Raw genomic sequence first — 13,309 nt, forward strand, 5'->3', positions numbered from 1 at the left:
ATTAAACATGGAGTTGAGGAATAGTGTGGCCTATCAGACACAATGAGTCGGACGGGGCACGGAAACCGGGGCAGCGGTCCCCGGCCGGATCCCGGCCGCGCCCTTTGTTCGGGCAGTTCAGGTGCGCCCATTCAGGTGACCGGCCAGACCACCAGCGTCTGCCAGTTCGCGGGGTCGGGCTCGGCGCCGGGATCGGTGAGGTAGTACTCCCACATGGCTTCCCCCGGGCTAGCACCGTCCTGCCGCATCCGCGCCATGATCGCGCCGTAGGTCCGCTGCAGTGACTCATAGGGGCCGATGTGCATGGCCTCGTAGGCCTGGCCTGCGGGGAGGGTCCCGGCGGTGACCGCCGTATCCGCGGCGCCCGGGTTCGTGAAAGGTGCGGCGAGGGGGAACCCCGCCTCGACGTCGACGACGTCGGTCGGCTTGCCGCGGTACAGCGCGAACGGTGGTCCGGCCAGTTGGACATGCTGCTCCTGCACCGCACTCATGACGGCGCTGAAGGCACGGCCGAAAAAGTCCCGCAGTTCTTTCATCGGGACAGTCTCACGCACCACCGCCGTGGGTTGTTCGTTGAGTTGGGCGGCCTTGATGTCCGGATCCGGCCCCTGGTTCGTTTGAGTCATACGCCCAGACTCTGCCGCGCCCAATCCGCGGTCTAGGGCCTTACGACCCGCGCCCGCGGGGGCCCAAGGGCGGTCCGGCGGGCGGCCCGGGGGACGCGCTGATAAATAAATGAACTTTATTCATATTAGGTCTTGCCCTGCACTGCGATCAGCCTAATACTAAATGAACAACGTTCATTTATGTGACGCACGTCTCACTGGAGTAGCCATGATCGAAATCACGTCCCTCGACACCCCGCCCTCCCTCGCCCGCACCGCGCCTTCGAGCCGGCCGGCGCTGCGGGTCAGCGTCGTGCAGCACCGCTGGCATCCTGACACCGCGGCCCTGCACGCCGAACTGAACGAAGGCATTGGGCGGGCCGCCCGGTTGGGAGCCGCCGTCGTCTTCCTGCCCGAGCTCACACTGTCCAGGTACCCCGCGGACACGCTTCCCGAAAATGACACCACCCGGGTGGGTGCCCCGCGCCCGCGGCCCTCGGACATCGCCGAGGACCTGTTCACCGGTCCCACGTTCCGTTTCGCGGCGGACGCGGCCCGCAGGCACGGAATCTGCGTCCACGCCTCGCTGTACCAGAAAGCGGAGAACCCGGAGGGTTCTGACGACGGCCTGGGCCTGAACACTGCCATCCTGGTCTCCCCCGAAGGTGAGCTGCTGGCCCGCACGCACAAGCTGCACATCCCCGTCACGGCCGGCTATTACGAGGACAAGTTCTTCCGCCAGGGCCCGGACGGCGGGGATGCCTACGAGGTCCACTCCCCCGCAGAACTCGGCGGCGCACGGTTGGGCATGCCCACCTGCTGGGATGAATGGTTCCCCGAGCTGGCGCGGATTTACTCCCTCGGCGGGGCAGAACTCCTGGTCTACCCCACCGCCATCGGCTCCGAGCCGGACCACCCGGACTTCGACACCCAGCCGTTGTGGCAGCAGGTCATTGTGGGCAACGGGATCGCCAACGGGCTGTTCATGGTGGTTCCCAACCGCTGGGGCAGCGAAGGCACACTGAACTTCTACGGCTCCTCCTTCATCTCCGATCCCTACGGCCGGATCCTCGCGCAGGCACCGCGGGACGAATCCGCGGTGATTGTCGCGGACCTCGACCTCGACCAGCGCCGGGACTGGCTCACGCTCTTCCCCTTCCTGGCCACGCGCCGCCCGGACACCTACGCGCGGCTGACCGAACCCGTTCGCGCTGACGCCCCGCTCGGCCTCAATGCGGATAGGGCTGCTGTGTATGAGACCACGGCGCAGAAGGCCACCGCGTGAGCGCCTGGCGGATGCCGCCCGAAACGGCACCCCAGGACCGTGTCTGGATGGCGTTTCCTACCGGCGGCTACACCCTGGGCGAAACAGAGGCCCAAGCCCACGCCGCCCGCTCCGTCTGGGCCGCCGTCGCGAACGCCGTCGTGGAATTCGAACCGGTCACCATGCTGGTGGCGCCGGCTGATGTAGAGACCGCTGCCCGCTACCTCCACCCGGATATCCAGGTGGTCCCCGCCGCCCTGAACGATGCGTGGATGCGGGACATCGGCCCCACGTTCGTCCTGGACGACGGCGGCCGGCTCGGCGCCGTGGACTGGGTGTTCAACGGCTGGGGCGGCCAGGACTGGGCTGCTTGGGACAAAGACTCGCTCGTGGCAGCTGCCGTCGCGGCACGCTCGGGGGCCAGCCACGTCGTCTCGCCGCTGGTGAACGAGGGCGGCGGCATCCACGTCGACGGCGAAGGCACGGTCCTGGTCACCGAGACGGTGCAGCTGGATCCGGGCCGGAACCCGGGGCTCAGCAAGGCCGACGTTGAGGCAGAACTGGCCCGGACTCTGGGCACGAGCCACGTCGTCTGGCTTCCGCGCGGTCTGACCCGGGATTCGGAACGGTTCGGCACGCGAGGCCACGTCGACATCGTCGCGGCCATCCCGTCCCCGGGCACCGTGCTGGTCCATGCCCAGCAGAACCCGGCGCACCCCGATTTCGAGGTCAGCCGCGAAATCATCAGCCACCTCGCCACCACCCGGGACGCGGCCGGCCGCGAATGGAACATCATCGAAGTCCCCGCCCCGGAAACCCTGACGGATGAGGAAGGCTTCGTCGACTACAGCTACATCAACCACCTGGTGGTCAACGGCGGCGTCATCGCCTGCACGTTCGGCGACCCGATGGACGACAAGGCCCTGCGCATCCTCGGCGATGCCTACCCCGGCCGCAAAATGGTGGGCATCGACGCCCGCGAGCTCTTCGCCCGCGGCGGCGGCATCCACTGCATCACCCAACAGCAACCGTCCGCCTCCCAGAATCTCCCAGAATAAGGTCAGCCATGAGTCAAACTATCGGCCGTGAAGACGGCCCCATCACGCACGACGCCGTCGATCCGGCCGGTTCCAAGCACGGCATCTCGGGCAAGGGGCTCAAGGGCGGCCAGCTGGGCCTGCTCGCCGTCGTTGTCCTGGGCATTTCCTCCGTGGCGCCCGCCTACAGCCTTACCAGTTCGCTGGGACCCGCCGTTGGCGCCGTCGGCCTGCAGCTGCCCGCGATCTTCATCGTCGCGTTCATCCCCATGATCCTGGTGGCATTCGCCTACCGGGAGCTCAACGCCGATTCCCCGGACAGCGGCACCACCTTCACGTGGGCCACCAAGGCGTTCGGCCCGTTCGTCGGCTGGATGGGAGGCTGGGGGCTGCTGGCGGCCAACATCATCGTCCTGTCCAACCTGGCCGGCGTCGCGGTGGACTTCTTCTACCTCTTCCTGGCCCAGGTGTTCAACAACCCCGAACTCGCGGACCTGACCTCGAACACGGCCGTGAACATCGTGACCTGCCTCGTGTTCGTGGCACTCGCCGTCTGGGTCAGCTACCGCGGCCTGCACGCCACCAAGCTGGTGCAGTACACCATGGTCGGATTCCAGGTGCTCGTCTTGGGCATCTTCGTCGTCATGGCGCTCACCCACGCCGCCTCGGGCGACTCGGGCACCTCGATCGCCTTCAGCTGGGACTGGTTCAACCCGATGAAGATCGGTAGCTTCGAGCAGTTCGCCGCCGGTATGTCACTGGCCGTCTTCGTCTACTGGGGCTGGGACGTCTGCCTCACCGTGAACGAGGAAACCAAGGGCGGCAAGGGCACCGCGGGCCGGGCGGGAACCACGACGGCGGTCGCCGTCCTGGCCCTCTACCTCATCGCGATCGTGGCCACCATGATGGTGGCCGGCACCGGAGCCGACGGCATTGGTCTGAACAACCCGGACAACCAGTCGAACATCTTCGCGGCACTGGCTTCCCCCGTCATGGGCCCGCTGGCCATCCTGATGTCCCTGGCCGTGCTCTCCGGCACCGCATCCTCCCTGCAGTCCACCATGGCCTCCCCCGCCCGCAGCCTGCTGGCGATGGGCCACTACGGCGCCCTGCCGCCGCGCTTCGCATCTGTCAGCAAGCGCTTCGGATCCCCGGGCTACGCCACGGTGATTGCCGGCGTGATTTCCGGTGGCTTCTATGCCGTCATGAAGGTGGTCAGCGAAAACGTCCTCAACGACACCATCATGGCCCTGGGCCTGATGATCTGCTTCTATTACGCCCTCACGGCGTTCGCCTGCACGTGGTACTTCCGGCACAGCCTGTTCTCCAGCGTCCGCAACTTCTTCATGCGGCTGCTGTTCCCGGTCCTGGGCGGCCTGGTCCTCACCGTGGTCTTCTTCCAGACCGCCGTGGACAGCTGGGCGCCGGAATTCGGCAGCGGCTCGGAGATCTTCGGCGTCGGCCTGGTGTTCATCCTGGGCATCGGCATCCTCGCCCTCGGCCTGGTGATCATGCTGGTCGCCGCGAAACTGCATCCGGGCTTCTTCCGGGGCGAGACTATCCGGAAGGACACGCCCGCCCTGGTGGTTCCGGAGTAGCCTCCGCGGCAAGGACCCGCCGGCCCGGGCGAGCCCGGAGCCGGCGGGTTTTTGCGTGCGTCCGTCGCCCGCCAAGCTGCAATTGCTCGTTGAGGAACACCTCCCCGTGCTAGATTCACGCTGTCTGCAATTCTGCGGGCTCTAGCGCAGCCTGTTCCAGGCGCGGCATTTTGGGGGAAATTTTTATGCTGCTATTCGACCGCGTCCGGACTCTATCAATTCCGTTGTTCCTGGTTGTGCTCATGATGCTTTCACTGGCACCGCTTGCCCCAGCATCCGCCGCGCCGTTGAAGACGCCCCCGGTGCCGACGGTCAACGGCATGACAAAGGTCGGCTACACCCTGACCGCGGTCCCGGGCACATGGGGTCCGGCACCTGTCACCCTGAAGTATCAGTGGAAGGCGAACGGCGTCGTCATCGTTGGTGCGACCGCCGCCACCTACAAGCTGGCCGCGACGCAGGCCGGCAAGGCCCTCACCGTCACCGTCACCGGAACCAAGACCGGCTACACCACCGCCGCGAAGACCTCGACCCCCACCGCAGCCATCGCCGCCGGCTCGCTCGGGCCGGCTCCGGTGCCGACGATCACCGGCATGACAAAAGTCGGCTACACCCTGACCGCGGTCCCGGGCACGTGGGGTCCGGCACCTGTCACCCTGAAGTATCAGTGGAAGGCGAACGGCGTCGTCATCGTTGGCGCGACCGCCGCCACCTACAAACTGGCCGCGGCGCAGGCCGGCAAGGCCCTCACCGTCACCGTCACCGCGACCAAGACCGGATACACCACCGCCGCGAAGACCTCGGCCGGCACAGCGGCAGTCACGCCCGCGGGACCCGGCGTCGACGTGTCCTGGCCGCAGTGCGGCAAACCCCTGCCCAAGGGCCAGAGCTTCGCGATCATCGGTGTGAACAACGGCCTGGCGAACAACACCAACTCGTGCCTGGCCACCCAGCTGTCCTGGGCCGCCACGTCCACCGGCGGGACCGGCCAGCCCCTCGTGGCCCTGTACGTAAACACCGGAAACCCCGGGACCGCCGGCTCTTGGTGGCCCACCAGCAACACCTATGCCGGGAAGACCGTGGCCAACCCGTACGGCCAGTGCACCAAGGGCTCGGTCGGCTCGGCGTGTTCCTATATGTACGGGTACGCCAAGGCCTACGACGACGCCACCATTCGCGGGGTCAAGAACCCGGCCTCCTACACCTGGTGGCTGGACGTCGAGACCGAAAACTCCTGGTCAACGAACAAGGCCGCCAACAGAGCCGATCTCGAGGGCATGGCCGCCTACTTTGCCAGCATCGGCGCCAAAACAGGGCTCTACTCGACCGGCTACCAATGGGCACAGGTCGTCGGCGCGGTGCCCTCGACAAGCAACCTTTACGCCCAGCGAAGCTGGCTCGCCGGCGGGAGCTCCCTCCAAAACGCCAGCAGCATGTGTTCGGCAGCGCCGCTGACAGGGGGCGGGAAAGTCACCATGACCCAGTACATCTCGGGCGGCTTCGACTACAACAAGTCCTGCATCTGAGTTCCAGGCTCCGGCCAGCCGCGCCCCATTTCCCGGCGTGAAAAACCCCTCCTCCCCGGCAAAATCACCGGGAAGAAGGGGTTCGTGGGGCCTCATGGCCCGACGTTCAGCAGTTCCGGCTCTGACTCTGTCTCCGGCTCCGGCACTGCCTCCAACTGCGCGCCATTGCGCCGACGCAGATGCCTCTCCACCGCAAAACCCGCCAGGCCAAGGATCACGAAAACCACAAGCACTGCGTAGTTTTGGTACCAGGGCGCTACTGGCTGCCGCGGCCATGCGATGTTGACGATCTCGAAACCCAACCACAGCAGCGCCGCCAGGTTCACCACTGGGCCAAGAACTCCCAGGCTGAAGGGTCCGGTCTTCCACGCTCCTTTCAGCCGGATTATCAGCGCGGCCAGCACTGGAAATATGAAAGCCACGTAAAAGCCCGCCGTTGCGAAGGCAATAAGGGCGCCGTACCTGCGATGCCGACAGGGCAAGAACAATCATTGAAGCGACCGCGGAGACCAGGAGGGCGTTGATGGGCAGCCGGTCGGTCTTGCTGAGACGCTTCAGAACCTTGGCCGCAGGCAGGGCATCCAGCCTGGCGAATGCGAAAATCGATCGCGATACAGCTGCCTGGAGCGCCACCGTCCCGGCGATGAATCCCAGGACGATCGTCACCAGGAGAGGTTTGGTGATTCCCTCGCCAAGATTGGCAGTGAGGGTTGTGGTAATCGGGTCCGGGTCTGCCCCCGACATGGCGGCACCAATATCCGGGATTGCGAGGAGCAGGGCCAGGCACGAAAACGTAATGACAGATGCCACCGTGATCAGGGACGTCAGCACTGCACGCGGCACTTTGCGTTCGGGAGCCCGGACTTCCTCGGCAATGGCACCCGCACTTTCAAATCCCACAAACGACCAACCGATAATTGCCACCGCGGCAAGGAAAGGCCCAAAGACATAGGCCGTGGTGTCCGGTGCGGTTCCGAAGGACTCCAGGATCGTGCTGAGGGAATTTCGGCGATGGAAGATGATCAGTACCTACCCGACTCCCAGACTGGCAATGACCTCGCACACGATGCTCACGGTCACCAGCAGGCTCAGCCATTTCCGTCCGGCGGAGTTGGCTATGGTACTCGCCAATAGGATGACGGCGCCCAGCACGATTTTCGTCGTGGTGTCAGGCTGCTCAATGCCGAGCAATGAGGCAAGAAATGTGCCACCACCGAAGGCTACAGCGGCAACTGTGATGATAAGCGTCCAGATGTAGGCCCATCCTGCGTACCAGCTGTAGGTGTGCCCGAGAAGGGACCTGGACCAAAGGCAGACCCCGCCGGCAACAGGCCAACGTGAAGCGAGCTCGGCAAGGACGCCTGCAACCAGGGCCTGGCCCAAGAGGACCACCAACAGACCCCACCAGAAGGCCGGTCCTGCGGCCATCAGGGCCAGGCCAAATACTCCGTACAGGCCGATGATGGGCGACATGAAGGCAAACGCCAAAGAAAAGGAGGATCAGAACCCCATCTCCCGTTTGAGTTGGAGGGATTCAGGATTAGGCGTCTGTGTTGGACCAGGTGCGTCCGACAACAGCTGGGACGGGGAGTTCATTGCTATGAGCCTCCTTTCGCTGGGATGGTCTTAGGGTTGAAGCTGCACAGCGCGCGGCGGGCGTGGCTGATGAGCGGCCAAGGGCTTTCGCCCTTGGCCTGTTGTGTTTTGGGATCACCAATGTTCGCCGTGTTGCACGGCTCAGTAGTCCGGATTCAGTAGTCCGGATTCAGTAGTCCGGATAGAGCTCCGCGGACGCTGTAACTGGATTGAGGGGCTCGGCACTCAATGCAGGGTCACCGAGTGCCGCTTCCGCGAGCGCTTCGCACGTCGAGAAGCGGACGTCACCTCGTTCCAGCGCAGTTTCGATAACGGTCCGCAGCGCCTCCAGCCGTCCTGCCCGCCCAGTGAGGAACGGGTGGCAGGTGAGCATGAAAAGAGCACCATGACGTCGCATTGCGTCGATCTCGTGAATCCACATGTCCGCCACGACCAGTGGCGACTGGATGATTTCACCGATCTTGGGTTCCGGAAGGAAGGCATACTGCTCCCAGTCATCCAGGCTCCAATGTGGGGGGAGCTCCGCAACTGTGCCTGCGGGGGTTTCAATGAGATACGGGACGTCCGCATCCATCAGGCTGGAATCGTATTTCAACCCGTATTCAGCCACCAACGACGGCGTCTGCCACGAGGGCTCCCACATTGCGGCGCGATGCCCCTTTGGAGAAATGCCGAAGCGCCCGAGTGCGGAAAGCGCCAGATCGAAGTCAGCGCGTTCGTCGTCGAAACTCATGTTCGCCGCCGTGCGGTGAGTGTGTGAGTGGTGCGCGATCTCATGACCCGATTCCAGGACCTGTTCAACCATGCGGGGATATCGCTCCGCGGTTACCCCTGGAATGAAGAATGTCGCCGGCTGCTCCACGTCCTTCAACAGCTGGAGAATCCGGGGAGCACCCACCTTGGGTCCGAACGCCTGGTGAGTCATCGCCATCGCATTGTCGGCATAGCGCCGGCCGGCGGCCAGCACGGGGGACTCGGCGTCGACGTCGAAGGTCAACGCGGCAACGCAGGCCGCCCCCTGCCTCCAGCCGCTTCTATCGAATGTCATGTTCGTCCCTATGGATCAGAAGAAATGGCTCAGAAGTCATGGGTGGAGAGCCAGTCGGCGTAATCGCCGAGGGCCCGTTGCAGCGGCCAGGCCGATTCGTAGCCGAGATCCGCGGCTGCGGAAGCGATGCTGAAGTGGCCCTGCAAGTCCAGGGTTGGATCCGTCCCGGGCCCGATCTCCACGGTGGCGTCCGGGAATGCGATTCGAACTTCTTTGACGACGTCGCTGAGTGTCCAATACTCGCTGCCGGAGATGTTGTAGGCCAGGGGCCTGGCCGAGGCCGTTTCTGGTGCCTGGACTGCCGCCAGGATGGCAAGAGCGACGTCGCGGACGTAGACCAGGTTGTAGCGGTGGTCGGCCCCGTGGTCCTGTGAGAATGAACCGCCGCGGACTACGCCGCGCATGATATCCCGCATGACTTCATCCATGCGGTTTCCGGGTCCGTAAACCTGGCCGATGCGCAGGGAGATGACGTCGATTCCATACCTGTCGCCGTAGACCTGTCCGAGCCATTCCCCGGTTACCTTCGTCACGGCGTAGGGCGTCGTCGGATTTACTGGCTCCGATTCGAGAACTACCGGTGCTGAGGTCTTTCCGTACACGCACTCGGAAGAGAAGTTGATGATCCGTTTGACGCCGTGGAGTCGGGCCGCCTCGAAAACCGCCACCGTTCCCTCGACGTTGGCAGCAAACGTGGCCAAGGGAAAGCTCAGGGAATAGGTCGGGTGGGATATGGCGGCGGTATGGACGATGGTGTCGACGTCGTGCTCCTGGAATACCTCAAGGAGACGAGGGATATCAAACAGTTCACCCTGGACGGAAACGACGTCGGGGCGTGGCGCCTCGATGAAATCCCGGTTGTAGCTGACCGTTTGATGGCCGGCGTCGGCGAGTTCGTTGACGATGTGGCGTCCGGTGAATCCGGCACCACCTGTGACCAGAACAGAGCTCATGTGATTTTGCCTTTCAGTACATGCGTTGGATGTGGGATTCAATGCCCGAGGGGGAAGGTCGTCGTTCGACCACCGTCGACAACAAGGTTTGTTCCCGTGACATAGGAGGATTCAGGACCCAGTAGCCACAGCGCAGCGGCTGCAATCTCCTCAGGCAGAGCGAATCGGCCAAGTGGCACGGAAGCTTCGTCTCTGGCGCGTTCTTCTTCGTTCGCGAACTCGGCCGCAAGCATCGGGGTATCTGTCGTGCCAGGCGACAGTGCGTTGACCCGGACGCCGGCCGGTGCGAGTTCGGCGGCCAAGGACCGCATCATCGAAAGCACGCCGCCCTTGGTCGCGGTGTATGCCGTGTAGCCTGCCTGGCCGACGAGGGACAGCTCGCTGGCAGTGCAGACGAGCGATCCACCGCCGTTGGATGTGAGCGCTCGCGCCGCTGCCCGGGCGAAGTGGAAAGTGCCGGTCAGGTTCACCCGGATCAACCTCTGCCACAGCTCGTCAGACGTTTCGGCGATGGGCGCAACACTGGAGATCCCTGCGGCGTTGAAGGCTCCGCTCAGGGGACCGAGTTCTGCTTCCGCCTGTGCGAAGGCGCTGTCGACCTGCGGGGACTCAGATACGTCGGCTTCGATGAAGATCACAGCACCCGACAGTTGGCGTTTTGCGTCCTCAAGCAGACGGTCCGGGAGACCGACTGCCGCAACCTTTGCCCCTTGCGCCAGAAGGGCCCGAGTGGTCGCGAGACCGATGCCGGAACTGGCTCCGGTGACAAGGTAGGTCTTGTCCTGAAAATGGCTCATGTCTTCTCTTCCCCATTGGTTGTGGCGGGCGCTGATTTAGCCGACGAGCGCACGTGTGTGGTCGTTGAGGAACATGCCGCGGGGGTCGAACTCCCGGCGGATCTGGATGAAGGTGTCAAGCTCCGGGTAGAGACGCTCCAGGCGGCTCCTCGTCATGAAGTGGATCTTTCCCCAGTGTGCGCGTGGCTCGAATTCCTGCAGCACCGCATCCGCATCCCGGAAGAAGGGCCAGTAGTCGGTCCCAGGTTCGGTGGTCAGGGTGATGACGGTGGTGTCGCGTCCTTGGAACTGGGACATGTAGCCTTCGTCGGCTTTCACCCAGCGGACCTCAACGGGGTACTTCTGGTCGGAATGCCTGGTGCGGATCAGCTCCTGGACAGCCTCGACGGCCGCCAGGCCGTGTTCGCTGGGAACGAAGTACTCGAGTTCATGGAACGGTGTGGTGAATCCGCCCGGGTAGATGCGGTACGACCGGTCCAGCCGGGCACCTTCCGCGCGGGAAATTTCACGCTCGTCCTTGACCTCGGCGACGTTGTAGCGCTTGGTGTAACTGCGGTTTGCCGTGCTCTGTCCCGGCGATCCGGGCAGGTCCAGCAGCTCGCAGGAATCGTCATCCGGGCACCAGAGGAACGAGTAGTGCCGGTTCCCGTCGATGTCGGCCTGCCAGGTTGCGGCGGTCTCGGCCCACGTGGGGTAGGTAATCTCCTCCTGCAGGTAATAGCGGTCCTCGACCGCCAGTTCGACTTCCAGGAAGATTCCGAGCGTCCCCAGGGCGACCTGGGCGGCCCTGAGTTCGCGGAGCTGCCCTTCACCGATTTCGACGATTTCGCCGTAGCCGTTGATCAGCCTGACCCAGCGCAGTGCCGATGAGAAGCTGCCCAGGTTCTTTCCGGAGCCGTGGGTGCTGGTCGCGAGTGCCCCGGCGATCTGCTGTTTGTCGATGTCGCCCTGGTTGCCCAGTGCCAGCCCCTGCTCCCACAGCGGATCGCCAAAGGCGTTGATGGTGGTGCCGGCCAGGGCCCTCGCACGGCGCCCCTTGAGGTCGGTTCCGGTAATGGCCGAGAGTGCGGACATGTCCATCAGGACTCCGCCCGTCTGGACAAGCGGCGACGACGAGTGCCCTGAGCCGACTGCCCGTACGGGCAGGCCTTCGCGGATGGCGAACCGGACGGCGTCGAGCGCCTCCTGTTCATTACGCGGCCGGACGGTGAAGGCCGGGGTGGCGCTCTGGTTGCCGCCCCAGTTGGTCCAGGTTACGTCTGTCCCGAAGGGAGCGGACGGGGTCGCGGCGCGCGCCGACGACGCGGAGTGGGGATGATTCGTGGTGGTCATTGGTGAGCTCCGATCCTGGTCTTAAGGCTCATGCGCCGTGGTTGATCATGACGTGCTTGGTCCGGGAGTAATCGTCCAAGGCATACAGCGAGAGGTCGCGGCCGTAGCCGGATCCCTTGAATCCGCCCCACGGAACTTCGCAGGCCAACACCAGGTGTGAATTGACCCAGACGGTGCCGAAATCGAGCTGCTTCGGAACCCTGAGTGAGAGGCTCGAATCCCGGGTCCAGACCGAGGCGGAAAGACCGTAGGGGCTCTCGTTCGCCCGGGTAATGGCCTCTTCGGTGGAGCTGAAGGACTCCACGGTAACGACGGGGCCAAAGATTTCGTGGGTGGCAATATGCGCCCCGGCCGGCACGTTGCTGATCACTGTGGGTTCAATGAAGTAGCCGGGGCCCTCCAGGGCCGAGCCGCCGATGGCCACCTGAAGTCCGGCAGCCTTTGCCTCCTCAAGCGATTCCTTCACGCGTTCGAAGTGCGGGCGCGAAATCATGGGACCGATTTCGACGTCCTCCCCCGCGCCCGGGGCGCCGACGACGAGCGTGCCGACTTCGCGTACCAGGTGCTCGGTGAACTCCTCAGCCACGGACTCGTGGACCAGCACGCGGCAGGCCGCGCCGCAGTCCTGGCCGGCATTCCAGAAGCCGGCGTTTCGCACGCCGGCGGCGGCCGCGCGGAGGTCGGCGTCGGGGAAGACAACAACCGGGGCCTTGCCGCCCAGTTCCAGATGCACACGCTTGACGGACCTGGCCGCGGTCTCCGCCACTGCCTGTCCGCTGACGACGCTCCCCGTCAACGCAACGAGGGCCACGTCAGGGTGTTCGGAGAGTCGCTGCCCGACGGTTCGGCCCTTTCCCGTCACGACGTTGAGAATTCCGTCGGGGATGCGTCCGGCCACAAGTTCTGCCAGCTTCAGCGTCGACAACGGAGTCTGTTCCGAGGGCTTGAGGACGATACTGTTTCCGGCGGCCAGGATGGGCGCGATCTTCCAAGCAGCCATCAGCAGCGGGTAGTTCCAGGGGGTGATGACGCCTACGACGCCGACGGGTTCCCTGAGGATGACCGAGGTGTGTCCGGTGGCGTAGTCGCCGCCTGCCATGGACGTCAGTGTGCGGGAAGCTCCGGCCATGAATCGGAAGGTGTCGATGGTGCTGGAGACATCGTCCTCCGCGACGGGCCGCGGTTTACCGGTGTTGGCGGACTCGATGATTTCGAACGCTTCACGGTTGGCTTCAATGATGTTGGCGATCAGGGAGAGCACCTCGGACCGTTCCTTCGGGGTCGTGGCGCCCCAGGACTTCTGGGCCGCCACGGCCGCCTCAACCGCAACGTCCACATCCGAGGCTGTGCCTGCCTGCACCGACGCGATGACCTGCTCTGTGGTGGGATCTACGACGTCGATCAGCCGAGTCGAGGAACCGGGAACAAACGTTCCACCGATGAAGTGCCCCGTCGGAGGCAAAACGCTGGCGCAGCTTTGCTCCGCGGAAGAGCGTCGGACTGTGAACTGCTCGAGGTTAGTGAGTGTCATGGAACTTAGCCTTTGCTTTCTG

At 64.4% G+C, this 13,309-nt stretch carries 11 protein-coding genes and 1 pseudogene; 4 read left to right on the forward strand and 8 right to left on the reverse strand.

The features are described from left to right. Window positions 1–131 precede the first annotated feature (131 nt). Window positions 132–626 carry a GyrI-like domain-containing protein gene (locus BLS42_RS15745; RefSeq protein ID WP_090582809.1) on the reverse strand — a complete coding sequence of 165 codons (495 nt, stop codon included), beginning with the start codon at window positions 624–626 and terminating at the stop codon, window positions 132–134. Window positions 627–834: 208 nt separating this feature from the next. Between BLS42_RS15745 and BLS42_RS15750 the strand changes: the two genes are divergently transcribed. From BLS42_RS15750 to BLS42_RS20840, 4 genes are all read left to right on the forward strand, one after another. Further along, window positions 835–1,890: a nitrilase-related carbon-nitrogen hydrolase gene (locus BLS42_RS15750; RefSeq protein WP_090582811.1), complete on the forward strand. Its 1,056-nt coding sequence runs from the start codon at window positions 835–837 to the stop codon at window positions 1,888–1,890. A gap of 11 nt (window positions 1,891–1,901) precedes the next feature. Beyond that, window positions 1,902–2,927 carry an agmatine deiminase family protein gene (locus tag BLS42_RS15755; protein WP_176803468.1) on the forward strand — a complete coding sequence of 342 codons (1,026 nt, stop codon included), beginning with the start codon at window positions 1,902–1,904 and terminating at the stop codon, window positions 2,925–2,927. Between the two features lie 8 nt (window positions 2,928–2,935). Next, the gene (locus tag BLS42_RS15760) at window positions 2,936–4,504 is read left to right on the forward strand and encodes an APC family permease (RefSeq protein ID WP_256336502.1); all 1,569 of its coding nucleotides are present in this window, start codon (window positions 2,936–2,938) and stop codon (window positions 4,502–4,504) included. Between the two features lie 242 nt (window positions 4,505–4,746). Next, window positions 4,747–6,030: a hypothetical protein gene (locus tag BLS42_RS20840; protein WP_143019219.1), complete on the forward strand. Its 1,284-nt coding sequence runs from the start codon at window positions 4,747–4,749 to the stop codon at window positions 6,028–6,030. 92 nt (window positions 6,031–6,122) lie between these two features. Here the strand turns inward: BLS42_RS20840 and BLS42_RS15770 are convergent, their stop codons facing one another. The 7 genes and pseudogenes from BLS42_RS15770 to BLS42_RS15805 form a co-directional block, all read right to left on the reverse strand. Then, window positions 6,123–6,434 (reverse strand): hypothetical protein, encoded by a 312-nt coding sequence (locus tag BLS42_RS15770; protein ID WP_143019220.1) that lies wholly within the window; start codon window positions 6,432–6,434, stop codon window positions 6,123–6,125. Window positions 6,435–6,513: 79 nt separating this feature from the next. Next, window positions 6,514–7,518: pseudogene (locus BLS42_RS20645) on the reverse strand (APC family permease); the annotation flags it as partial. 277 nt (window positions 7,519–7,795) lie between these two features. Then, window positions 7,796–8,674: a polysaccharide deacetylase family protein gene (locus tag BLS42_RS15785; protein ID WP_176803460.1), complete on the reverse strand. Its 879-nt coding sequence runs from the start codon at window positions 8,672–8,674 to the stop codon at window positions 7,796–7,798. Between the two features lie 29 nt (window positions 8,675–8,703). Next, window positions 8,704–9,627 (reverse strand): NAD-dependent epimerase/dehydratase family protein, encoded by a 924-nt coding sequence (locus BLS42_RS15790; protein ID WP_090582822.1) that lies wholly within the window; start codon window positions 9,625–9,627, stop codon window positions 8,704–8,706. A gap of 38 nt (window positions 9,628–9,665) precedes the next feature. After that, the gene (locus tag BLS42_RS15795) at window positions 9,666–10,424 is read right to left on the reverse strand and encodes an SDR family NAD(P)-dependent oxidoreductase (protein WP_090582824.1); all 759 of its coding nucleotides are present in this window, start codon (window positions 10,422–10,424) and stop codon (window positions 9,666–9,668) included. A 36-nt stretch (window positions 10,425–10,460) separates the two neighbouring features. Continuing rightward, the gene (locus tag BLS42_RS15800) at window positions 10,461–11,756 is read right to left on the reverse strand and encodes a D-arabinono-1,4-lactone oxidase (protein WP_090582826.1); all 1,296 of its coding nucleotides are present in this window, start codon (window positions 11,754–11,756) and stop codon (window positions 10,461–10,463) included. A gap of 28 nt (window positions 11,757–11,784) precedes the next feature. Continuing rightward, window positions 11,785–13,287: an aminobutyraldehyde dehydrogenase gene (locus BLS42_RS15805; RefSeq protein ID WP_176803462.1), complete on the reverse strand. Its 1,503-nt coding sequence runs from the start codon at window positions 13,285–13,287 to the stop codon at window positions 11,785–11,787. Window positions 13,288–13,309 lie beyond the last annotated feature (22 nt).

This window comes from Arthrobacter sp. ov407 (assembly GCF_900102895.1).
Lineage (GTDB): Bacteria > Actinomycetota > Actinomycetes > Actinomycetales > Micrococcaceae > Arthrobacter.

Excerpts from the sequence above, each read along its gene's own strand:
- BLS42_RS15805 (WP_176803462.1), bottom strand. The coding sequence starts at position 13,287 with ATGACACTCACTAACCTCGAGCAGTTCACAGTCCGACGCTCTTCCGCG.
- BLS42_RS15795 (WP_090582824.1), bottom strand. The coding sequence starts at position 10,424 with ATGAGCCATTTTCAGGACAAGACCTACCTTGTCACCGGAGCCAGTTCC.
- BLS42_RS15755 (WP_176803468.1), top strand. The coding sequence starts at position 1,902 with ATGCCGCCCGAAACGGCACCCCAGGACCGTGTCTGGATGGCGTTTCCT.
- BLS42_RS15745 (WP_090582809.1), bottom strand. The coding sequence starts at position 626 with ATGACTCAAACGAACCAGGGGCCGGATCCGGACATCAAGGCCGCCCAA.
- BLS42_RS15750 (WP_090582811.1), top strand. The coding sequence starts at position 835 with ATGATCGAAATCACGTCCCTCGACACCCCGCCCTCCCTCGCCCGCACC.
- BLS42_RS15800 (WP_090582826.1), bottom strand. The coding sequence starts at position 11,756 with ATGACCACCACGAATCATCCCCACTCCGCGTCGTCGGCGCGCGCCGCG.
- BLS42_RS20840 (WP_143019219.1), top strand. The coding sequence starts at position 4,747 with ATGATGCTTTCACTGGCACCGCTTGCCCCAGCATCCGCCGCGCCGTTG.
- BLS42_RS15760 (WP_256336502.1), top strand. The coding sequence starts at position 2,936 with ATGAGTCAAACTATCGGCCGTGAAGACGGCCCCATCACGCACGACGCC.
- BLS42_RS15790 (WP_090582822.1), bottom strand. The coding sequence starts at position 9,627 with ATGAGCTCTGTTCTGGTCACAGGTGGTGCCGGATTCACCGGACGCCAC.
- BLS42_RS15785 (WP_176803460.1), bottom strand. The coding sequence starts at position 8,674 with ATGACATTCGATAGAAGCGGCTGGAGGCAGGGGGCGGCCTGCGTTGCC.